This is a genomic window from Paenibacillus rhizovicinus, assembly GCF_010365285.1.
GTDB classification, from domain to species: Bacteria; Bacillota; Bacilli; order Paenibacillales; family Paenibacillaceae; genus Paenibacillus_Z; species Paenibacillus_Z rhizovicinus.
The window spans coordinates 1,391,037-1,411,446 of record NZ_CP048286.1; the positions used below are offsets into that span (position 1 = coordinate 1,391,037).

At 53.1% G+C, this 20,410-nt stretch carries 23 protein-coding genes; 2 read left to right on the forward strand and 21 right to left on the reverse strand.

Annotation, left to right across the window (positions count from 1 at the left end):
- Nucleotides 1-14 precede the first annotated feature (14 nt).
- Both GZH47_RS06445 and GZH47_RS06450 read right to left on the reverse strand, forming a co-directional pair.
- On the reverse strand, nt 15-1,391 hold the full coding sequence (locus tag GZH47_RS06445; RefSeq protein ID WP_162639281.1) for a sensor histidine kinase: 1,377 nt from the start codon (nt 1,389-1,391) through the stop codon (nt 15-17).
- Nucleotides 1,388-2,065, reverse strand: a complete 678-nt coding sequence (locus GZH47_RS06450) for a response regulator transcription factor (RefSeq protein ID WP_162639283.1) — start codon at nt 2,063-2,065, stop codon at nt 1,388-1,390. The genes GZH47_RS06445 and GZH47_RS06450 overlap by 4 nt, the downstream gene beginning before the upstream one ends.
- Before the next feature lie 266 nt (nt 2,066-2,331).
- Here GZH47_RS06450 and GZH47_RS06455 point away from each other — a divergent pair, with 266 nt between their 5' ends.
- Nucleotides 2,332-3,477: a Gfo/Idh/MocA family protein gene (locus GZH47_RS06455; RefSeq protein ID WP_162639285.1), complete on the forward strand. Its 1,146-nt coding sequence runs from the start codon at nt 2,332-2,334 to the stop codon at nt 3,475-3,477.
- A gap of 61 nt (nt 3,478-3,538) precedes the next feature.
- On the opposite strand, the gene GZH47_RS06460 is transcribed toward GZH47_RS06455, so the two are convergent.
- From GZH47_RS06460 to GZH47_RS06500, 9 genes are all read right to left on the reverse strand, one after another.
- Nucleotides 3,539-4,447, reverse strand: a complete 909-nt coding sequence (locus GZH47_RS06460; protein ID WP_162639287.1) for an AraC family transcriptional regulator — start codon at nt 4,445-4,447, stop codon at nt 3,539-3,541.
- Nucleotides 4,448-4,674: 227 nt separating this feature from the next.
- On the reverse strand, nt 4,675-5,772 hold the full coding sequence (locus GZH47_RS06465) for a GerAB/ArcD/ProY family transporter (protein ID WP_162639288.1): 1,098 nt from the start codon (nt 5,770-5,772) through the stop codon (nt 4,675-4,677).
- A complete protein-coding gene (locus tag GZH47_RS06470) occupies nt 5,769-6,929 on the reverse strand; it encodes a Ger(x)C family spore germination protein (protein ID WP_162639290.1) in 1,161 nt (386 codons plus the stop codon). Before GZH47_RS06470 ends, GZH47_RS06465 begins: the two co-directional genes overlap by 4 nt.
- Nucleotides 6,926-8,323, reverse strand: a complete 1,398-nt coding sequence (locus GZH47_RS06475; RefSeq protein WP_162639292.1) for a spore germination protein — start codon at nt 8,321-8,323, stop codon at nt 6,926-6,928. The genes GZH47_RS06470 and GZH47_RS06475 overlap by 4 nt, the downstream gene beginning before the upstream one ends.
- A 350-nt stretch (nt 8,324-8,673) precedes the next feature.
- Nucleotides 8,674-9,375 carry an RNA polymerase sporulation sigma factor SigK gene (sigK, locus tag GZH47_RS06480; RefSeq protein ID WP_162639294.1) on the reverse strand — a complete coding sequence of 234 codons (702 nt, stop codon included), beginning with the start codon at nt 9,373-9,375 and terminating at the stop codon, nt 8,674-8,676.
- Nucleotides 9,376-9,615: 240 nt separating this feature from the next.
- Complete coding sequence (locus GZH47_RS06485) at nt 9,616-10,404, reverse strand: class I SAM-dependent methyltransferase (protein ID WP_162639295.1); 789 nt, start codon at nt 10,402-10,404, stop codon at nt 9,616-9,618.
- Nucleotides 10,405-10,487: 83 nt separating this feature from the next.
- Entirely contained in the window at nt 10,488-11,369 is an 882-nt protein-coding gene (locus GZH47_RS06490; RefSeq protein ID WP_162639297.1) for a class I SAM-dependent methyltransferase, read from the reverse strand.
- Between the two features lie 238 nt (nt 11,370-11,607).
- Complete coding sequence (locus tag GZH47_RS06495) at nt 11,608-12,435, reverse strand: sugar phosphate isomerase/epimerase family protein (protein ID WP_162639299.1); 828 nt, start codon at nt 12,433-12,435, stop codon at nt 11,608-11,610.
- Between the two features lie 15 nt (nt 12,436-12,450).
- Nucleotides 12,451-13,644, reverse strand: a complete 1,194-nt coding sequence (locus GZH47_RS06500; protein WP_162639301.1) for a Gfo/Idh/MocA family protein — start codon at nt 13,642-13,644, stop codon at nt 12,451-12,453.
- A 131-nt stretch (nt 13,645-13,775) separates the two neighbouring features.
- On the opposite strand from GZH47_RS06500, the gene GZH47_RS06505 reads away from it, so the two are divergent.
- A complete protein-coding gene (locus GZH47_RS06505; RefSeq protein ID WP_162639302.1) occupies nt 13,776-14,630 on the forward strand; it encodes an AraC family transcriptional regulator in 855 nt (284 codons plus the stop codon).
- A gap of 88 nt (nt 14,631-14,718) precedes the next feature.
- On the opposite strand, the gene GZH47_RS06510 is transcribed toward GZH47_RS06505, so the two are convergent.
- The 10 genes from GZH47_RS06510 to GZH47_RS06555 all read right to left on the reverse strand — a co-directional run bounded on the left by GZH47_RS06510 (nt 14,719) and on the right by GZH47_RS06555 (nt 20,385).
- Nucleotides 14,719-14,934 (reverse strand): helix-turn-helix domain-containing protein, encoded by a 216-nt coding sequence (locus GZH47_RS06510; RefSeq protein WP_162639304.1) that lies wholly within the window; start codon nt 14,932-14,934, stop codon nt 14,719-14,721.
- Nucleotides 14,935-15,003: 69 nt separating this feature from the next.
- Complete coding sequence (locus GZH47_RS06515; protein ID WP_162639306.1) at nt 15,004-15,483, reverse strand: DUF2975 domain-containing protein; 480 nt, start codon at nt 15,481-15,483, stop codon at nt 15,004-15,006.
- Nucleotides 15,484-15,532: 49 nt separating this feature from the next.
- Nucleotides 15,533-16,015: a DUF2975 domain-containing protein gene (locus GZH47_RS06520; RefSeq protein ID WP_162639308.1), complete on the reverse strand. Its 483-nt coding sequence runs from the start codon at nt 16,013-16,015 to the stop codon at nt 15,533-15,535.
- Nucleotides 16,016-16,212: 197 nt separating this feature from the next.
- A complete protein-coding gene (locus tag GZH47_RS06525; protein ID WP_162639310.1) occupies nt 16,213-16,884 on the reverse strand; it encodes an HAD family hydrolase in 672 nt (223 codons plus the stop codon).
- A gap of 45 nt (nt 16,885-16,929) precedes the next feature.
- Nucleotides 16,930-17,592, reverse strand: coding sequence for a ribose-5-phosphate isomerase RpiA (gene rpiA, locus GZH47_RS06530; protein ID WP_162639312.1), 663 nt, complete (start codon nt 17,590-17,592; stop codon nt 16,930-16,932).
- Nucleotides 17,593-17,669: 77 nt separating this feature from the next.
- Nucleotides 17,670-18,149 (reverse strand): GNAT family N-acetyltransferase, encoded by a 480-nt coding sequence (locus GZH47_RS06535; RefSeq protein WP_318653414.1) that lies wholly within the window; start codon nt 18,147-18,149, stop codon nt 17,670-17,672.
- Between the two features lie 10 nt (nt 18,150-18,159).
- A complete protein-coding gene (locus GZH47_RS06540) occupies nt 18,160-18,732 on the reverse strand; it encodes a GNAT family N-acetyltransferase (RefSeq protein ID WP_162639314.1) in 573 nt (190 codons plus the stop codon).
- 53 nt (nt 18,733-18,785) lie between these two features.
- Nucleotides 18,786-19,304, reverse strand: coding sequence for a GNAT family N-acetyltransferase (locus tag GZH47_RS06545; protein WP_162645100.1), 519 nt, complete (start codon nt 19,302-19,304; stop codon nt 18,786-18,788).
- An 82-nt stretch (nt 19,305-19,386) separates the two neighbouring features.
- On the reverse strand, nt 19,387-19,869 hold the full coding sequence (locus tag GZH47_RS06550) for an NUDIX hydrolase (RefSeq protein ID WP_162639316.1): 483 nt from the start codon (nt 19,867-19,869) through the stop codon (nt 19,387-19,389).
- 12 nt (nt 19,870-19,881) lie between these two features.
- On the reverse strand, nt 19,882-20,385 hold the full coding sequence (locus GZH47_RS06555) for a 2,4'-dihydroxyacetophenone dioxygenase family protein (RefSeq protein WP_162639318.1): 504 nt from the start codon (nt 20,383-20,385) through the stop codon (nt 19,882-19,884).
- Nucleotides 20,386-20,410 lie beyond the last annotated feature (25 nt).

The following is a 20,410-nucleotide window of genomic DNA, read 5'->3' on the forward strand; positions in this document are numbered from 1 at the left end:
GAGTGAATAATAGGTTACAGTTGGGGCAGGGTCACGGTAAAGCGCGTTCCGGCAGATGAACTGGCCGCCTCTATGCTCCCGTCGTGCAGTTGGACGATTTTCTTGACAATGGCTAGACCTAGCCCCGTCCGGCCGGAGGTGCGTTTGCGCGCGCGATCCACCCGATAGAACCGGTCGAACAAGAACGGCAGATGCTCGGGGTCGATGCCGTCGCCCGTATCCTGAATGGCTATCTCGCATTGCCCGTTCTTGCGCTCCGCACGGATATCAATGGTTCTTCCGCGAGGAATATGATTCACGGCATTGCCGATCAGGTTCATCCAAACTTGCATCAGCAGTACCTCGTCGCCATGCAGCCGAATCGAGTCGGGCACGGTAATTTTAATCGACAGCTCCTTGTCTTCCAGCTGCCATTGCAGCACCTGAACGACTTGGCGAATATGGTCCCGCAGCGAAAAAGTCGTTTTGTTAACGGCCTCTTGTCCTTGTTCCAGCGAGGAGATCAACAGCAGCTGTTTGCTGAGCAGCGAGAGATGCCGGCTCTCGTCTTCTATAATCGATGCATAGTGCCTGCGTTCTTCGTTCGGGAGATCTCGTTCGGCCATCACTTTCGCGAAACCTTGAATCGAGGCGAGCGGCGATTGTATCTCATGCGATACATTCGATACGAATTGTTGGCGCGCTTGATCGACTCGTTCCAACTCGGCGCTCATGCTCATGAAATGTTCGGCCAATCGCCCGATTTCATCGCGTCTGCGGGTAGGCAGTCTCAAATTATAATTTCCTTGGGCAATCCGTTTCGTCGCATCCGACAACCGCGTGATCGGCTTGACTAAATAGCGTGTACTGAATAAGAAGATGATGATGCTAATGCCTACGGTAAACAGACCGATTAATGCAAAAAATATGCGTAATTCGCCGAACTGCAAAATCACGTCAGGACGCAGGAACAACGCATAATCCCGATCCTTAATACGAACGGGGATTCCGACTGTATTGCTTAATCGATTCTCGAAAAAGCCAGAGATAAACCATTTGTTCGGAAACTGGGCCACGCCGTGGTACAAGCTGCCGCTAAGTACCGATTCTATGGCATCCCGGTCCAAATCCCGTTTTCGGAAGTCTTTCCCGAACGATCGTTCATCTCCTCGGCCGTCCGTCAAGTAAATTTCGTACCCAAGCGCCGCGGCATTGTTCAGGTACTGATCCGCTTCGTCAGGCGTCTGCTCAACGAATTGCTTCATTTGCTTTCCGATCGTTATCAGCTTCTCGTCATTAAAAGGTTTCAGTTTCATATGATAGTAGGTATTCGCTAACAGGAAGCCAAGTAAACTGCTAACTAGAATGACGACTATTGTAATAAGGAAGACCCGAAAGTATAAGGATCTCATCGTTTGTTCACCTCGACCTTGTAACCGATCCCCCTTACCGTCTGAATCGTGAAATCGTCCGCATACGCCGTAAACCGTTGGCGAAGCCGCTTAATATGGACATCGACCGTTCGATCGTCGCCGGCGTAGTCCGCTCCCCAAACAAGGCGGATCAGTTCATCGCGCGAAAACAGCCGTCCCGGAAACTGCGCGAGCTGCGACAGCAGCTCGAATTCTTTCATCGGCAAGAAGAGAACGGACTGCCCATCCGAAATCTCTACGTTCTTCCGATCGATCACGATTCGATTCATCCGAATGATATCGCTGGAAGTACGATTGTAGCGGCGAAACAATGCTTTGGCCCTGTAGACCAGTTCCTCGGGCTCGAACGGCTTCGTTACGTATTCATCCGTTCCGCTGAGATAACCTTGCTTCTTGTCGGACAATTGGTCCCGCGCAGTAAGCATGATGATCGGAATATCGTAATGCTGCCTGACAAAATCGCATAATTCGAACCCGTCCATGATCGGCATCATAATATCGATGACGGCCAAATCCATCGGGTTTGATTCCAATAGCTTGACCGCTTCCGCGCCGTTCTGTGCCTCGTATACCCGATAGCCTTCTTTGATCATGACATACCGAAGAAGCGCCCTTATATGGGCGTCATCGTCAACTAGAAGAATATTTTTCATTCCATGTCCCCTTCATGCTTCAGCCAAAATCAGATTACTTTTTCCTCTCATGGAAGTCAATATTCGGCGCCTTCTATGCCGAGTCCGGGCAAAAGGCAAAGCGTACAGATAGACGAGGTCCATACACTCGTCTAGACCGCCCTGGAAGCGTGTAGAAAAACCTGATCATTGTACAGGTTTTCAAGTGGGATGTGCATTCAATTGTCCGGCCCAATTCTCCATAATGAGTAGTGAAAAGCACTCGACACGCAAAGGAGAATAACCCGATGTCCGACCAAACCAAGAAAATTCGCGTTGCCATCGCTGGATTGCGGTTCGGCGGCGCATTCGCGCCGATCTATCATGCCCATCCCGACGTGGAGTACGTTGGAATCTGCGATCCCGACGCGGAACGGTTACAACAATACGGAGACAAATTCGGATTTGAACGGAGACATACCGAATTGGAGGAAATTTTACTGTCCGACGACTATGATGCCGTACATCTGGTCACGCCTATTCCGCTGCACGGCAAGCAAGCCGTAGATGTGCTTCGTTCCGGCAAGCACTGCGCATGCACGGTGCCGGCCGCGACGACCCTCGAAGAGCTTCATGCCATCGTCAAGGCGCAGCGGGAAAGCGGCAAGAACTATATGATGATGGAAACGGCCGTTTACACTTATCAATTCCTCCATGCCCAACGAATGCTGGAGCAAGGCGAATTCGGCCGCCTGCAGTTTCTGAGAGGCGCCCATTATCAGGATATGGAGAACTGGCCGGCCTACTGGAATGGGCTGCCGCCGATGCATTATGCCACGCATGCGGTCGGGCCGCTTCTTGCAATTGCCGGCGCGCGGGCGACGAAGGTCCACTGCTTCGGTTCGGGCGTCATGAGAGAAGAACTGCGGCAGCAATACGGCAATCCGTTCCCTGTCGAGACGGCCATCTTCCAGCTGGACAAGCCGAATCTCAGCGCGGAAGTGACGCGCTCTTTGTTCCATACCGCCAGGAGCTACATGGAAAGCTTCAATATATACGGGGAACAGTCATCCATGGAATGGCATATGGAGGACGAAGATCAAGTCCTGTTTCGCATGGGCCCGCTGGAGGAGGGCCGCGGGCGAACCATGGCCGCCGCACGGGTTCATCCCGCCGCGAGACCCGATCTGCTGCCGCCCGAGTTGGCGCGTTATATCACGGACCAAATCGATCTCAACCCGGACGATCCCCATCAGTCCGTGCTGCAAGGCAACGGCCATCATGGCTCCCATCCGCATCTCGTGCATGAATTCGTGCGCAGCATCGTCGAGGGACGATCTCCGGCGATCGATGCGGTGACGGCAGCCGATTGGACGGCGGCCGGCATTTGCGCCCATGAATCCGCCATGAAAGGCGGACAGGAAGTCGCCATTCCGTCTTTCGACGAGCAGTAACGGTGTTTCGTCCGGATGATGCATCCTTGCGGACCTCGCATCCGAACGCACGCACGACACTTTAGTGCGGACGGCGATCATGCTCGCTGTTCATCCTGTACACGTTCCTAAGATATTCGGTGGGCGACTCGCCCATCACCTTCTTGAATACGCGGCTGAAATAATAGGGACTTTCGAATTGAACCTCATAGCTGACCTCGGTGATGTTCATCGAGGTATTTTTCAATAATTCGGCCGCCTTCTGAATCCGCCGTCTCTCATGGTACTTGGATATAGCCATGCCGTACTTGGCCTTGAACAACGTCGTCAAATACCGGTAATTGTGTTGGAAATGCGCTTGGATTCGTTCCGTATCCAGCTTCTCCCCGCAATGTGCTTCCAAGAAAACGGCAAGCTTCTGCGCGAGTGCCTCCGACTTGCTGCGCGGTTTGCCCGGCTGCGAACCCCTATGCAAATCCAGCAGCAGAGCCATTAGTTCCATGCTCAAATAGAGATGCTTCAACGATTGGGGAGCATGGTTCAGCGCGTTGATCTCGGTTATGCGCTTCAATTGCTGCGGCATTCCGCCGACGCTGATCGTCTTAGGCAGTAGGATAGCAAAATCGTAGTCTCCCGGCGTCAAGATGCCGGGAGCATGCATCTTCGGCAGCGGCCGCGGAGCGTCCGCCTGCTCCCCCGATGCTGCTGCCTCGCCGCAAGAATCGTAAAAATGAATCCAGACCGTAGACGTACCGGGCATCGTTCCCTCTCCGCCCCAATGATGCAGACCCCGCTTTAGAAAGAGGATTTGGCCATCCCTCAGCAAGTACTCCGTTCCTTCTTCGACGACTTGCATTTGACCTTGAATACAATAAATCAGCACATGATAATCCGCCGCGCGATCAGGATGAATCCAGCCCGGCTCGGTTAGCGTCGTTCCGATATCCCGGATATATGGATAGTGCATGGCGGATATAGTGACTTCGTTCACGGCAACGCCCTCCTTTATGCGGCATTCCTGCTCTGCGTGCCTCTATCGCCTCTATCGCCTCTATCGCCTCTATCGCCTGCAACGGGCGGATGAGATAGATTCCGTTCTCGTCCATTATATCAGAGCGCATCCGCTGTCGCGCGAGTACGGCGTTCTCGGTTACGCCTGCCAAAAAAAGCTTCGGCGCACAACGCCGAAGCCCTTACGACAAGCCAGCTTGATCCGGCCTATTTCTCTTGCTGCGCAACCAGTTGCCCTCGCATAAGACTGACGAGTAATAAGGCAATGGGCAAGCCTACGATGAAGATCGGGAAAATGTAGATGATCCAGATAAATTTTGCGTAATCCAGCATCCCGACGACATTAGCGGGCACCAAGGAGATCGCGAACAGGATCGTTGCAACAAATCCGATCGCCGCCTTCCAATTCTTAATGCCGAGCAACTGAGCCGTCCCGTAGCTGTTGATGAACAAATAGCTGGCCAGCTTGACGAATACGCTGAATATCCAGATGAACATGATCCAAACATCCATGTTTTGGATAAATTCAAGATAATTAATAAATCGCACCATACTGAAATAAGGAAAAATCAAGGATGATCCAATATTGGTGCCAAAGGTCATAATGACCATGATGGATGTAAGGATCGCAATCACAGAAGCGATGCAAATGGCAAACAGCGCCGGCTTCATCATCTTTTTCGCATTTGCGACGAACGGCGTCAGCATCATGATCATCATGGATTCGCCTAGAAAGGAGGCATTCACGAACGAGCCCTTTATGATGTGGGCCGCGCCGGAGTCTGCGTAAACGGGAAAGAGCAGATCGATATGCAGGTTGGACGCATTCAAGCCGAAAGTAATGACGATGCCGATCAAGAGCAAGGGACCGGCCAGTTGGCTGAAACGGGCGATCGCCTCGACGCTGCCCGCGAAATTGATGTAAATCATCACCGCAACCATCAGTCCCGATATGATCCACATCGGGGTATCGTGGAATAAGTATTGTTTAATGAACAGGGAAAATATTCGCAGGATATCCGCGGACACCGATATCCACATCAGGATATACAACGCAGCGAACAGCTTGCCGACCCATTTCCCGAGCAGCTTCTGGACAAATTCCACGAGCGTATGCGAAGCATGCCGTTGGCAAAGCAGGATGACAATCAACGTCACGAACAGTCCAATGACACCGGCCACGGCCAAGGAGATCCAAGCATCTTGTCTCGCAATCTCGATGGTGGGAGACACCGTCAGCCAAATGCTCATTGAAATTTCCAACGTCGTTAACATCCAAAACAGCTGCCAAGGCGATATTCTCATTTTTGACCTCCTAATCCAGGGATACGTTTGCCGACATCCCCCGTACTTTGAATTTTCAATTTGACCGTTACCGATACCTCGACCGTCGGGAATAGCCGGTCCCATTGCGTACGAAGCTTCTTCCATTGGTAGGGATGCTCTCTGTGAAATTCTTCTCCGATCCCGAACACGTCCTGTCCATACTTAAGCTGCACTTTTTTGATCGTCGCTTCGACCTGCTTCGCTTTGATCTGGTTCAGCTTACGCTCGAGCGGAATGCGTTGGGAGGTATTGGAGAAATCGTAATTCGTATTGTTTTCGAGCAGCCTGCCGTTTCCCGAGAGCTTCACGTAGGCTTTCAACCGATTTCCGATGATTTCGGTACGGACGGATTTCTTCAAGTTGGATTCGTATAAGGATACTTTGCCTGTACCCGTTTCCTCCGTAATGAACTGGTTCTTCATCACGCCTTTGACCCAGAACAATTCCAAGGACTCTCTGCCGCTCACCTCTCCGACCATCTGCAGGCGCTTATTAAAGATCGCAACCGACCGCACTTGGAAACTATCCTGCTTCTCTTGTTCATTCTGAGGCGCGATCTCAATCATCGGCATAGAAGGACGAACGCCGTCCCGTCCTGCATCGAGCAGGACGTCTCTTAGGGAGGTGTCCCCTAAGCGGCAAAACCGGTCTTGGTCCACGGCCACGATCGATGAAAATTGATTAAATGGGCTGACGATATCCAATGCGTCCTTTCCTTCCCCGTTATTCACGACGAAGATGCCCGTCCGCATGCGCGTATCTGTATTTCGGGTAAATTGATCCATAATATCGCCGATACCCTGACGGGCCAGCTTTTCGCCGAAGAAGATGGACCTGCGATGTCCCAAGAACACCTTGCGGGGCAGCTTATCTTGAACCTGCTGCGTCAAATCAATGATCGAAGAGCCGGTTGCCGATATGACGATGCTGCCTCTCTGCTCGCTTCCCCCTCCGCCGTTTGCATTCCTAAAACCTGCAGGAACCGCGATTTGAGCGCTTTTTCTGATTTGCCCATCCCCCGCCGAATCCAACGCATCCCCGATCCAGAACGCGTAATCATTGATTTCATTCCTGTCCCAGCATCCGGAAATGAACGCTAGCATCGCCAGCCACGTCATGACGCGCAGGTGCTTCATTGCCGTTTCGGCGCCGGTACATACCGTCTATTCATTCGAATGATCGCATCCTTCCAGAAATTTTTCCGGATTGGCGCTACGGGGGTCAAGTAAGGCGTGCCGAACGATTTCAGTGTGACAAGGTGAATCATAATGACCATCACTCCGATCGCGACGCCGTACAGACCAAGGAATCCTCCTGCGACGAGCAGCGGGAAACGCAGCATACGAAACGGCAATGCCAAGCTGTAGCTGGGAAAAGCGAACGATGCAATTCCGGTGCCGGCAACGATCATTACGATTGGTGCCGAGATGAATCCGGCTTGGACGGCCGCCTCCCCGATTACGAGCGCGCCTACGATGCTGACGGCAGAACCGATCGCTTTAGGCAAACGAAGGCCGGCTTCCCGCAGTCCTTCGAACATCAACTCCATCAGCAGCGTCTCGATGACGGTCGGAAACGGGATTCCTTCCCTGGAAGCGGATATGCTCAACATTAGAGCAAGGGGAATCATTTGCGGATGGAACGTCGTAAGCGCAACGTACACGGAAGGCAGCAAGCACGACAGAATAGCAAGCAGCAGCCGTAGAATTCTCACTGCCGAGACGTAGATGAAGCGTTCATAGTGGTCTTCCGCCGCTTGAAGTCCAGCCCAAAATGTCATCGGCAGCAGCAAGGCGTTCGGAGATCCATCGACAATGATGGCTACCCTGCCTGCCAATAAACTTGCAGATACCGTATCCGGACGTTCCGTATTTTGAATTTGCGGAAATAGGGATAAGCTCTTGTCCTCTATGTATTCCTCTATATAAGCGGGATCCAGTACTTGATTCGTGCGCACGGATTGAAGTCTTCTATGAACCTCTTCCAGCAGCCCCGGTTTGACCTTCTCCTCCACATAGGCAACGACGTACTCCGTGTTGGTTAGCTCGCCTGCCAGATGCATTTCGAACTTTAACGAAGGATGGCTGATTTTTCTTCGTATCAGGCTTAAATTCGTTTTGAGGTCTTCCGTGAATCCTTCCCGCGGACCGCGAATGGCCGCTTCATTCGACGGCTCATTGATTGCGCGTTGTTTGAACGAGGCCAGATCCGCCAAGAATGCGAAAGGCTGGCCTTCCACGAAAATAGCCGTGCCGCCTTTTAAGACTTTGGCCACGACTTCCGATAAACGATAAACGCTTGTATATTGTGCCAAACGATTCAAGTCTCGCGTAATCATGCAGGCCGAAATAATAGCTTCTAATTTATTGGAATCCGTCAGCTCTTCGATATAAACGAGCAGGATTTCCGAGTGATCCGACATTTTTAAAGGTCTAAATACGATGTCTGCGCAATTATGGAACACATGCCGCAGCGCATCGTGATTCACGCTGACGCGTTCATTCACGTCCACCGGAAGATTAGCGTTCATGTGACATCCCACCTACGTTCACTGGTTGCGAGTTGATGAAGCCGAAAGGGAAGCATAGTAATCACTATGCTTCCCTGAAATTCCCAGCCTATTCATAGGCGCCGCGGACGTCACGGCTTCTTTCCTTTCCTTTCCTTTCCTTTCCTGATTGGATGCTTTCGGTCGCCTTGATTTGTCCGATTATGCCGATGGAGATGATATCTTCTAGACCCTCCCATGTGTTGTCGAATTTAAAGTATATTATCAGCCTTATGTTTCAGCAGGTTACTGTACTTTTGTTACGTATAGACAAACTATGTAAATAAAAAAAGCCGGCATCGCCGGCTTCTTTAGCATAACAAAGCTAATCCTCACTTCTTCGCCTTATAAAACTCATGGTACAGCTTCATCAGCGCCCGCTTCTCGATGCGCGACACGTACGAGCGCGAAATGCCGAGCTCCTTCGCGATTTCCCGCTGCGTCCGTTCCTCCCCGCCGGTGATGAGGCCGAACCGTCCGACGACGACTTCTTTCTCCCGTTCGTCCAATATGTCCAGGTTTTTATATATTTTGCTCTTCTCGATTTTCAATTGCACCCGATCCGCGACTTCGTCCGCTTCCGTGCCGAGGATATCGATGAGGGTGATTTCGTTGCCCTCTTTGTCCGTTCCGATCGGATCGTGCAGGGACACGTCCTTGCGGGTCTTCTTGAGCGACCGAAGATGCATAAGTATTTCGTTTTCTATACAACGAGCAGCGAACGTCGCGAGCTTCGTACCTTTTCCCGTCTGAAAGCTTTCGATCGCCTTGATTAATCCGATCGTGCCGATGGAGATGAGATCTTCCAGCCCTTCGCCCGTGTTGTCGAATTTCTTCACGATGTGAGCCACGAGACGCAGATTGTGCTCGATAAGCAAATTACGCGACTGCTGGTTTCCTTCCGCCATTAGCTGAAGATGCCGAAGCTCCTCCTCTTCTTGCAGCGGCTGGGGAAAAGCATTGTTTTTGACATAGGAGACAAGAAGCGACAGCTGTTTAATGAACAATGCGATTGCAGCAAAAAATCCAGGCATAATACGGCCACCCCCACGATGTAATGGCCGGGCAAGCTCATTAAACTCCCCGACGATTCGAGACTGTTCTACATTCTATGTGGGTGAGCGCCTAGAAGTGCATGTACCTGTATGGATGTTCCGTTTATAACGATGGACTACGCCGGTTCTTAACTGTCAGCCTCTTTGCTCCTTCGGCTTCTTTGCATCCATAACGAAGGACCATGGCCCTCCGCCATAGTCCTTCGTTCTTCGTCATGATCAAGGATGCAGCGGCGCAAGCCGTACATCCGCGTTATCTGCAATCAGCGTATAAAACTCGGGAACCTTCGGATTCGTCGCACCGGGGATCTCCTCGAACGTCCGGATATACAGCCCAGTCGAAGCGATCGCGGTAATGATGTCGCCGACCGTCCAGCCTCGCACCAGCACTTTGTTCAGACCGGACTGCTCTTCCTCGGGCAGCAGTTTTCCAAAAGCCACGTCGCCTTCCTTCAAGCTCTCGTCGAAGTAATCGCCGCTCGGCTGGCTCAGATTCGTCGTGTTCAGCCAGGCGCGCGCGAAGGGATGGAAGTCCGTCAACAGGAACCGGCCGCCAGCGCCAAGCCTGTGGCGGACGACCGAGAAGATGTCGTTCAAGTTCGTGAAATAGTGCAGCACCCCGAATTCCATCAACACGAAATCGAATTGCCCAAGCCTCTCTTCATCCGGAATCCGCAAGGCGTCCGAACAGATATACGTCAGATTCACGCCCGCAGCAGCCGCAACCTCCAAGGCATATAAGCGATTTTCTTCCGAGATATCCACGACGGTTACCTCTGCCCCCTGCATCGCCATCGCGATTGCCTTTCGGCCATGGGAACCAAGCAGGTTCAGCACGCGCTTCCCCTTCAGATCGCCCGTATATTTCAACCAATACCGCAAGTTGTGCATACCGCTCTGCTTCAGTTCCTCCGCAAGCTCCGCTGGCGTTCCGTAGCTATGTACCCATGCCTGGTACGCCTTCGTTTCCCACGCCGCCTTGTTCGCTTTCGCTACTTGCTCATGCAACGTTCATCCCTCCCAGGTGGATGCGACTTATACAGATGGATTATTCTACCAGATCGAGTCTGAATGTCAACCGTTCCGGACTGTCATGTTGGGGTTGAGTCCTCCTGCACCGTCCCGAACGTTATCTTCATGCCAGGCGCGTAAGCGGCGAAGACGGAAGCGTTGAATTCGCGCGATAAGCGATGCTCGGCCTCGTACAGACGGTCGGCTTCGACCGGCGACATGCCCCGCTCGAGCAATTGCAAGGTGAACGGTTCGCGCTCGCCGGGATCGGCGATTCGTATCCCCTCGAACAGCCGTGCCCGCTCCTCCTCGTCCATGCCCGGGTCATGTAGGTTCACTTTATCGCTCAGCCGGCACTGCACGCCGCCCAGCCCGATTCGGGCGAACAGCTTCGGCAGCTTCAAGCCGATGTTGCCGTCCTTCCCCGTCCGGCGGCGGTCGCGCTCGTACAATTCCTGAAGCAAGCCCAGCGGCGTGACGTCCAATTGCTCGATCCCTTCGTAATCATAGTTGGCCGCGTTGCCGATCCAGTGGGGCTCGAACGCGATCACGAGCCCGCCGGGACGCACGCATCCTGCCATGGCGCGAAGCAGCGCCTCCGGATCGGCCATATGAAGGAGCACGGCATGGCAGACCGCGATGTCGTATTTGCGTTCGACCGCCGTCTTCGTTATATCCCCGACCGTGAACGACGTCTTGTACGGCGCATGCCTGAAGAGAGCGCGCGCGTGTTCGATCAGCCCGGCGCCCATGTCCATGCCGTCGTAGGCCGAGCCTTCGGGCAGCAGCGGCAGCAGCCTTGCTCCCATATGGCCGAAGCCGCAGCCAAAATCCATGATATGCATGGGCTTGTCGATCTTCCAGACGCGTTCTACCAGAAACTGCACATAATCATCGTTGTAATACAAGCGCTCCGATGCTTTCAAGTAATCAATTTTACCGTCCCAATAATACGTTTCCATGGTCCAACTCCCTGCTCATACTCGCGCCGCGGTCGCTGTAATAACCATACAGGTTTGGCGAAAAAAACAGTAGACTTATGCTGGAAAAATATATATTCTATTATGTATCGATGCCATTTTTACGCGTATCCACATCCGATAAATCATACGAAGAGCCACCGTCTAACACGACGGTGGCTCTTGCTTTTCTTGCTATTATTCCGGGCTTAATCGATCTCGCCTTATTTGCACGCTCTAGTTATTCCCACGCCATATCCGCCTGCTCCAGCAGCCGTTTCAACGCGCGGACAGCCGTCACGACGCGTTTGGGATTGCTGGCATGCGGCATGTAATCGTGCAGATGCGGCTCTACGGACAGGAATCCGGCGTACTCGCGCTCCCGAAGCGCTGGCAGCAGCCGATCGATCTGACCGTCTCCCTCGCCGGCCGGCACGAATCGCCTCGGCTCGGCTGTCGCATCCTTCACATGGATGTAAGCCGCGTACGATTGCAATTTCGGATAGGCATCCGTCATCGGCTTCACGCCGTTGATGACGAAGTTGCCCGGATCAAGCGCAAGCCGAAGGGAGTCCGATGCGCAATGCTGCAGGATGTCCAGACAGCGGTCGTCCTTAGCGCCGTACAGATGATCGTCATTCTCCAGTATAAGCGTGACATGATGCTGCGCGGCGATATCGGCCAGCTGCTTCATGCGGCTCAGCACTTCGTCCCGGCAGTCGTCCAAGCTGGCGTTCTCCGGCAAGTAATACGAGAACACCCGGATATATGGCGTCTCCAGTGCATGCGCGGCCGCGATCGCCCGATGCAAGCTCTCGATTTGCGGCGCGAAATCGTCTTGGAGCGCGTATTTGCCAATCGGCGACGCGATGGACGAGATGCCGAAGCCGCGTTCTTTGGTCATCGCGCGGATTTGCCGGAGCTCTTCTCCGGTCAAATCGAGGACATTCTTGCCCCATACGCCGCGAACCTCGATATGGCGAAGTCCCTCCTGCTGCAGCACATCCAACTGTTCTTCCAAGTCATGCGAAATCTCATCGGCGAAGCATGTGAGTTTAACGGCAGCCATGTTCGTTCTCTCCTCCTATTTGGTCGTCCCGAAGGAAGCGGACATGTCTGGGTTTGCAGCCGGCGCTTGGACGGCCTTCTTCACATAGTTCGAGGTGCGAATCCGCTCTTCCAGCTCCGCTTGGAAAGCGTTGCCGTCAATCGGCACCGTAACGGGCCGCTTCTGGAAGGAAGACAGCATGATGCCATTGGCTAACGTAAGCGAACCAAGCCCTTCCGGTCCTTCCGCAATCAGGTCGACCTGTTGGCCGAGCAGCCGCTGCACCAGCCGTTCCGTTACGACGTGATGCCCGTTCGGAACGTTCGTGTCGACCGCGATCTCCTCCGGCGCAATATCCCATTCGGCAAAACGCTGATCCGTCTCCTGCGAGAACGCGAGCATCGATTGCGGATATTTATAATAAAGCAGCTTGTTATTTTCCAAAATGAGCTTGCCTAGATCGCCCACGATTTCCATCCGGTTCGTACCCGGCAGCTCCGCCGTCGTCACGATCAGATGGCCGACCATGCCGGATGCATGCTCGAAATAAGCCGTTACTTCGTCCTCTACCTCGATATCGTGGTATTTGCCGATATGGGCATGACCCGAGATCAAGTCCGGCAAACCGAACAGCCATTGATACATATCCAGCGTATGCGGACATTGATTGGTCAGAATGCCTCCGCCCTCGCCAGCCCATGTCGCGCGCCAGCCGCCGCTGTCGTAATACGCTTGGGAACGAAACCATTTGGTATGAATCCATGTCGCGCGCGTCAGCTTGCCCAGTGCGCCGCTTTCCATGATTTCCTTGAGTTTGGCGTAGAAAGGCAGCGTCCGCTCCTGGAACATAATGGCGAATTGCAGGTCCGGCTTCTGCCCTTTGGCCGCTTCATAGGCTTGAATCATCGCCTTGGCGGCATTGACATGAACCGCGATCGGCTTCTCGCACAGGACATGAATGCCCCGCTTGAACGCTTCGATCGCAATGGCAGGATGATCGTAATGCGGTACCGCAATGATGACAACGTCCAGTTCGGCTTGATCCAGTAAATCGATGGCGTCATAATAGGCTCTTGCCCCGCAAACCTTCGCCGTTGCGTCCGCCTTCTCCTTGTCCGTGTCGCAGACGCCGACTAATGCCACATGATCCATGCTGCGCAAATAGTTCACATGATGCTGCCCAATGCTGCCGATCCCGACAAGCCCGAATTTAATGATACGATCGCTCATTTGTCCGCCTCCCGTATGCTTTGGAATACAACCCTACCCTCTCATCCTATCGAATTCCAAGTACAACTTCCTTGACGAAATTGCGCTCAAAGTGGATAATATTGCTCAAAATCACAGGGAGGAACGGCAGGATGATCAACGACTATATCGCCCGGCTCGACGACCATGTGAAATTCCTCCATGCGACGCGTCAACCGTCGTTCAATATTCATTTCCATTTGCATCAGGGCTGCGAAATGTTCTTCCTCATACGGGGCGACGTGAATTATTTCGTGGACAAAGCCGTTTATCGGCTGCGAATCGGCGATCTCATCATTACGAACGAGCATGAAATTCATAAGCCGGCCCTCACGACGGATGCGCCGTACGAGCGGGTGACGATTGAATTCGATCCGGCGCTGGTCGCCCTATTCCAGACGAACGAGCTGAACCTGCTTCAATGCTTCTATGACCGGCCCATCGGCGAGCATAACAAGATCAGGCTGAGCGAGCACGAACGCGCGGCGCTTGAGGCGCTGTTCGCCAAATACGACGAGCTTCAGAAGCAGCCTTATCCCGAAACGCCGGTCGTCAAACTGGGCTGCCTGCTCGAAATCCTCGTTCTCGTGCAGCGCTGTTTCTATAAGAACAAAGACAAGGACAGCGGATTGGACCTGCCTCCGCAGCTCGCCCCGGTGATCGCTTATCTCGACCGGCATCTGGCCGAAGATTTATCGCTGGAACGGCTGGAGGGCTTGTTCTTCATCAGCAAATACCATCTAAGCCGGCTGTTCAAGAAGCATACCGGGAGCACGATCCATGAATACATCCTTTACAAGCGCATCGCCTTGGCCAAAACTCTGCTCCGGGAAGGACGCAGCGTAACCGAAGCCAGCATGGATGCAGGCTTTAACGATTATTCGGGCTTCCTCCGCGTGTTCAAGAAGAAAGTCGGTCTCCTGCCCAGACAATACGCCAAGCAGCACTATGCATCCCCGGGCAAGTGAATGGACGTACCAATAACCCCGTCAGCCATTGACGGGGTTTTGCTAGGTTTTGTTTTCCATAGAAAGATCGTTGTTAAGCGCTTATCCATTACGTATTTTCTTCGGGTCTGTACTCCAAAACATCCCCAGGCTGGCAATCTAACGCCTTGCATATGGCTTCTAACGTCGAAATCCGGACGGCTTTCGCCTTTCCGTTCTTCAATATGGATAGGTTAGCCATGGTGATTCCGACTCTCTCCGAAAGCTCCGTGACGCTCATTTTCCGCTTCGCCAGCATCACGTCAATATTAATTATAATGGCCATGTTTTCACCTCGGACCGTCAATTATGTACCCATTAAGTCGGTTGCATATAACCCGCTGTTCATTCGCCTTTAGACAATGAAGTCATTCTCCGATTTCAAATCGACAGCTTCTTTCAAAAGCCGCTCTAGGATAGAAGCAAACACGGCGATAACCAGCGAAGCCAATATAATGATGAGCCCCAATAATCCAATGGGTGGGTCAACTTTCTTCGCAATAAGCCGAAGGAGCGGCATGCCCAATACATACAAACCGCTGATCGCAATCGCGCAGTACTTGATCTTCTTTAACGCTTGGACAGCTAATTCCGAGAACGCCTTGTTCTCGTCTATGTACCGTAGAAGGGTGAAAGCCTGATAGAGAGCGATATAATAAGGCACAGCCGCTCCGTACATCACGGCGAAAACGAGATAATTCATCGGGCCGATATTCGGATACGATTTTGCTGCGAAATTCCCGATCTCGGGCACTGCGAATACGCATAAGGCAAGAACCGGGATGCCCATCAAAATAACGGCTGCCTTTAAAAATAACGTTGTTCCTCGTTTCATAAGAAGCACCTCGTCGTCCTCATACTGTTGGCATGCGCAATCGTGTCCGTCAGACCGTTAATTCATTCTCGGCTTTAATATCGATGGCGTTCCGTAACAGCTTCTGCAATACCGCGGCGAAGACCGCAATGACCAAGGAGGCGAAAATCATGAGCATTCCGATGACGATCACCCCTGGGGAATCGTCTCTCTCAGCCAGGAGATAGAAGAGCGGCATCCCCGCTGCATACAAAACGCTGATTGTGAACGCGCAGTTCTTGATATGCTTCAATGCCGTTACGGCTAATTCCGAGAACGCCTGGTTCTTGTCAATATAGACGAGAAGGTTAAACGCTTGATACAGGGCAAAGTAAACCGGGATCGCCATCGCATAGAAATCAATAAAAAAGAGCACTTTCACGTACGCCTGATCCGGATACAATTCCGCTGCATAGTTTCCGATCGCCGGCACCAAGAAGATGAACAGCGCAAGTATCGCAAGTCCAATTAGACAAACGACGATCTTTAAAAAGAGTGTTGTTCCTCGTTCCATAACGTACACCTCACCATGATAATTTCAGTTTGATTGTAGCATGGGGTTTATCGTTTTACAATAAATAATTACCGATTAAAATTATATAATTATCGCTGCAACATACAAAAGGCCATCCTCTAAAGGATGACCTTTCGCTAAGAAAACGGTGAGCTGCCTCTCCATGAATCATAAATCAGCTCGCCATCGCGCTTCATTTAAGATATCCATTGCTTCCGGTCCCCAATCAGGCCGAGCAGCTCGGGCAATTCCCTGATCGTCCATGCATCGCCGCCTGGTCGGCCAAGCGCCTCGTCTTCCTTCCAGACGCCGCGCATCCCTGCGCGCATGCTCGCTTCCACGTCGTTCACGGGATGGTCGCCGACGAAGACGGCTTCTCCCGGTTCGACGCCGAGCCGCCGCAGCGCCAGCTCGAAGATACGAACATCCGGCTTCCGTAACCCTTCGATTTCCGAAACGAGAATCGCATCGAAGTACCCCTCAATCCCCAAGCCGCGGATGTTGTTCATCTGGAAGACGCCGAACCCGTTCGTGATGATGCCCAGTTTAAGCCCTTGCAGCTTCAGTTCCTCCAGCATCCCGAGCAGCCCCGGAAACCCGATGCAGTGGTACTTGAAAGAGGAAACATAATCGTCCAACAGCTCCTGCCAATCCAGACTCAGCTTCCACTCTTCGATCAGCGCCTGATAGACGCGGTCTTTCCACACGTAGCCTTTCTGGTCCAGCTCAATGAAGCGATGGATAAACGCCTTTTTGCCGACGCTCCGGAACCCAGGCACGCGTTCGTATTGCTGTTCCAAGAACGACACCAACGACCGGTCGCGGTCCAGCAGCGTGCCGTCCAAGTCGAACAAGACTGCTTTCAGCATCCGCAGCATCCTTTCGTTCCGATATCATGCGCGTTCGGCTTTCCCTTACAGATAACGAGTCGTCCCATCGCCGCTGCCGATAATGACGGTATCGGTCATCTTCACGAATAATCCATGCTCCGCGACACCGGGAATCAAGTGCAGCTTGCCGCTCAAATCCGCCGGATTGTCGATGACAGGGAAAGCGCAATCGAGAATGAAGTTGCCGTTATCCGTCACGAACGTCTTGCCGTCGACGGTCCGAAGCGTTGGTTCGCAGCCCAAGGCCTGTACTTGTCTCCTCGTGAGCTCATAGGCGAACGGGATGACCTCCACCGGCAGCGGGAATGTCCCCAGCTTGCGGACAAGCTTCGATTCGTCGACGATGACGATGAATTTGGCGCTGTTCGCAGCCAGGATCTTCTCTCGGAGCAGCGCTCCGCCTCCGCCCTTGATCAGGTTCAACGCCTCGTCGACCTCGTCCGCGCCGTCGATCGTGACATCGATGCCTTCAATCGCGGCGAAGGGCGCGATGGGAATACCGAGCTGCCGCGCCAGTTCTTCCGAATGCATCGAGCTGGCTACGGCCCGGATGCCAAGCCCTTCCTTCACGCGGGCAGCGATGCGCTGAATGGCAAAGTAAGCCGTCGTGCCCGTTCCGAGGCCAACGGTCATGCCGTGTTCGATATGTTCGACGGCCTTCTCTGCCGCCAGTTGTTTTACGTTCATGGTTCAATCACCTTTTATCGTTATGTCTTAGGTCGTCTTCTGGTTCCTCTGTCTACCTGCCTCATTCTTTGACTAAATCAAGCCGTTTCATTCGGCGTAATGGCCTGAACGGCTTGAGGGGCCCTGCGCATGAAACGTCCTTCGCTGGGCTCGAAGCCGTATTGCTTGTACAGCCCATGGGCATCTTTCGTGCCGAGCAGGCCCGTCATATCCTCGTATTCGGGAGCGTGTACGATCGCATCGATCAGCTTTTTGCCCAGCCCCTGTCCCTGATAAGCTTCAAGGATAAACACGTCGCACAGATAATAGAACGTGGCCCCGTCCGTGACGACACGGGCAAAACCGACCTGCCGTCCCTCAAGGTATACGCCATAGCAGTCCGAGTTCGCGATGGATTTAATAATCCGCTCCTGCGGCCGGTTGCTTGCCCAGTAGCTTCTGGCCAAATAATCCAAAATAACGGCATGGTCCAGCTTGTCTTTGTTATCCGAAATGACATAGGCATCGAATACGATTTCCATCCCCTGCACCCCTTTATCGGTCCGGTCCGGTCTCATGGCGCAGCCGTCACCTGTTCAATCGTTCGCGAAGCCACGGCATCGCCTGCTCGTAATCGTTCCGGTAGCTGCCGAAGCTTGACGTCGGCTCGATCTCAAAACCTGTCTGCAAGTACAGGCCTACCGCCTTATAGCTCCAAGTCTGCGTATGCAAATAGACATCTTGCTTGCCTTCCGTGCGCGCCAGCGTCAGCAGGCATTGTCGAACGAGCGCTTTGCCTAGGCCAAGTCCTTGGAAGCCCGGCTTCACGGCAAGCCAGTGGAGCGAAGCTACTCGCCGATCCCCGTCGTCATTCCACCAAGCGGTAACGGTGCCCGCGTATTCGCCGTCTGGAGTTCTCGCGAACAAGACGCGTTCGGACAACTGGTCCCGCTCCGGCAAATATGCGTCGTGAAAATACCCCTTCGCCTCGCCACCATCTTCAAACTCTCCAACTGCAGCTTCAATGTCAGCCCAATGCGTTTCATCGCCTTCCGTGAAAGCAGCAAACGAATACCCGGCAGGCAGCACGGGAACCGGAACAGGCAGCGCGGCGCTTCGTTTCATGATCACGTTGAAATACGGAATCGACTTGTCCAGCATGTTGGATGCTCCTTCTTTACCCTATTCTTACAACGGGCGGGCGCGCGCACTCGCTAACAATCCCGCTTCAGCCTTGCAAACAGCACGGCATCCACGAAACGCCCCTTCTCATAGAAATAGTCCCGCAGCAGCCCCTCTTCGCGCAGGCCTGCTTTCTCCAGCAGCTTCCTCGAGCTTATATTATCCGGATCGATGAAGGCTTCAATGCGATTAAGCCCCATCGACTCGAACCCGTAAGGAATGACGCTGCCCAGTGCTTCGCTCATAATGCCTTGCTGCCAGTAGGCGGGCGATAATTCGTAGCCGATTTCCGCTTTCGCATGTTCCTTCGTCCAGCTATGAAACCCGCAGGTTCCGATGATACGGTCCTCGGATTTCAAGGCAATTCCCCAGCGGATGCCGTCCTGCCGATCGAATCGCTCGTTCCAGCGCTGGATAAGCGATGCCGCTTGCTGCTGCTCCGTGAAGCTGTCCAAATCGTAGTATTCGGTGACCTCGTCTTTTGCAAAATACGCGAACAGTTCTGGAGCATCCCCGAGCTTCAACTGGCGAAGTACGAGCCGTTCGGTCATTCGTATCGGAAAAGCCTGCACTCGCGATCCCTCGTTTCAATTCCATGTCGCTGCTCTTCATCGCTGCAATATGGACTTGCACCTATGCTTTCATTTCCCACGAATCATATCTCTTCGTTCTCCAATCCAGCACGCCGTGCCGGATCCAATCGAGCGCCGCCATAACCAGCGGAGATGCTTGATCCGCATCGATTTGGCTGATTGGAACCCATTCCGCCCCAAGCGAATCGTCAATGCGCGGGGATTCGCTCGGATCGCCGCTCTCGTAAGCCACTTCAAACAAACCGGCAATATGATGGCAATGCGTGTGAGCATACCCCTCTCTTACCCAAGGGACTAGAAAATCCTTCGTGCCGATCGATCGGAGCGGCGTAACGACGACGCCTGTCTCTTCCAGGAATTCCCGATGCAGCGTCTCGATGATGGTCTCGTTCGGTTCGACGCTCCCCCCGGGCAGATCAAATCTGCCGGTGTAAGGACCTCCCGTTTTGTGGATCAACAACAGGCGGTCTTCGCTGCGGCAAATGCCGTATATGCCCAGATGGCGATGCCATGAATTACTCATGCCCAACCTCCGTCAATAGATCAAATCCTCGCGAAACGCGATGCCGTTCGCGCTGCAATAATCCTGATATTTCTGCAAAACGGTATAAACGTCGTCCTGTCCGATAATACGGTTGTCCTCGTCGAAGTACTGCAGCGAACCGCTCAAGATGAACAGAGTCGTCACTTCCTGTGCGCCCGTAATTAACGTATGAATATCGCCGGGCGGTTCAAAAACAAACGTCCCCGGCTTCGCCGTCCACGTTCTTCCTTCATATCCCCACTCGCCTTCGATATTGAAGCCGATCACGCTGCCGCCCGTATGGCGATGGCGGCCAAGCGTGCGATTGCCCTTTATGCGGAATAAATAAATCCACGTCCCCGTCGATAGATCGAAGCGCAGCGGTTTAAAGTAGCAATTGACGTTCTCTCCCGAATCAAACGGCACCCAAGGCAAATCTTCCCCATGCAGTACCCGTTCGGGGAATTGGAAAGCTTCAGCTAGCTTAATGACGGACTCTTTTATGATTTCATTCATGTTATGTTCCTTCCCCCTATGCCGT

What these genes read in the sequence shown, in the direction of transcription:
- GZH47_RS06445 (WP_162639281.1), bottom strand. Translation starts at nt 1,391, where the DNA reads ATGAGATCCTTATACTTTCGGGTCTTCCTTATTACAATAGTCGTCATT.
- GZH47_RS06450 (WP_162639283.1), bottom strand. Translation starts at nt 2,065, where the DNA reads ATGAAAAATATTCTTCTAGTTGACGATGACGCCCATATAAGGGCGCTT.
- GZH47_RS06455 (WP_162639285.1), top strand. Translation starts at nt 2,332, where the DNA reads ATGTCCGACCAAACCAAGAAAATTCGCGTTGCCATCGCTGGATTGCGG.
- GZH47_RS06465 (WP_162639288.1), bottom strand. Translation starts at nt 5,772, where the DNA reads ATGAGAATATCGCCTTGGCAGCTGTTTTGGATGTTAACGACGTTGGAA.
- GZH47_RS06470 (WP_162639290.1), bottom strand. Translation starts at nt 6,929, where the DNA reads ATGAAGCACCTGCGCGTCATGACGTGGCTGGCGATGCTAGCGTTCATT.
- GZH47_RS06475 (WP_162639292.1), bottom strand. Translation starts at nt 8,323, where the DNA reads ATGAACGCTAATCTTCCGGTGGACGTGAATGAACGCGTCAGCGTGAAT.
- sigK (WP_162639294.1), bottom strand. Translation starts at nt 9,375, where the DNA reads ATGCCTGGATTTTTTGCTGCAATCGCATTGTTCATTAAACAGCTGTCG.
- GZH47_RS06490 (WP_162639297.1), bottom strand. Translation starts at nt 11,369, where the DNA reads ATGGAAACGTATTATTGGGACGGTAAAATTGATTACTTGAAAGCATCG.
- GZH47_RS06495 (WP_162639299.1), bottom strand. Translation starts at nt 12,435, where the DNA reads ATGGCTGCCGTTAAACTCACATGCTTCGCCGATGAGATTTCGCATGAC.
- GZH47_RS06500 (WP_162639301.1), bottom strand. Translation starts at nt 13,644, where the DNA reads ATGAGCGATCGTATCATTAAATTCGGGCTTGTCGGGATCGGCAGCATT.
- GZH47_RS06505 (WP_162639302.1), top strand. Translation starts at nt 13,776, where the DNA reads ATGATCAACGACTATATCGCCCGGCTCGACGACCATGTGAAATTCCTC.
- GZH47_RS06510 (WP_162639304.1), bottom strand. Translation starts at nt 14,934, where the DNA reads ATGGCCATTATAATTAATATTGACGTGATGCTGGCGAAGCGGAAAATG.
- GZH47_RS06515 (WP_162639306.1), bottom strand. Translation starts at nt 15,483, where the DNA reads ATGAAACGAGGAACAACGTTATTTTTAAAGGCAGCCGTTATTTTGATG.
- GZH47_RS06520 (WP_162639308.1), bottom strand. Translation starts at nt 16,015, where the DNA reads ATGGAACGAGGAACAACACTCTTTTTAAAGATCGTCGTTTGTCTAATT.
- GZH47_RS06525 (WP_162639310.1), bottom strand. Translation starts at nt 16,884, where the DNA reads ATGCTGAAAGCAGTCTTGTTCGACTTGGACGGCACGCTGCTGGACCGC.
- rpiA (WP_162639312.1), bottom strand. Translation starts at nt 17,592, where the DNA reads ATGAACGTAAAACAACTGGCGGCAGAGAAGGCCGTCGAACATATCGAA.
- GZH47_RS06535 (WP_318653414.1), bottom strand. Translation starts at nt 18,149, where the DNA reads ATGAGACCGGACCGGACCGATAAAGGGGTGCAGGGGATGGAAATCGTA.
- GZH47_RS06540 (WP_162639314.1), bottom strand. Translation starts at nt 18,732, where the DNA reads ATGCTGGACAAGTCGATTCCGTATTTCAACGTGATCATGAAACGAAGC.
- GZH47_RS06545 (WP_162645100.1), bottom strand. Translation starts at nt 19,304, where the DNA reads ATGACCGAACGGCTCGTACTTCGCCAGTTGAAGCTCGGGGATGCTCCA.
- GZH47_RS06550 (WP_162639316.1), bottom strand. Translation starts at nt 19,869, where the DNA reads ATGAGTAATTCATGGCATCGCCATCTGGGCATATACGGCATTTGCCGC.
- GZH47_RS06555 (WP_162639318.1), bottom strand. Translation starts at nt 20,385, where the DNA reads ATGAATGAAATCATAAAAGAGTCCGTCATTAAGCTAGCTGAAGCTTTC.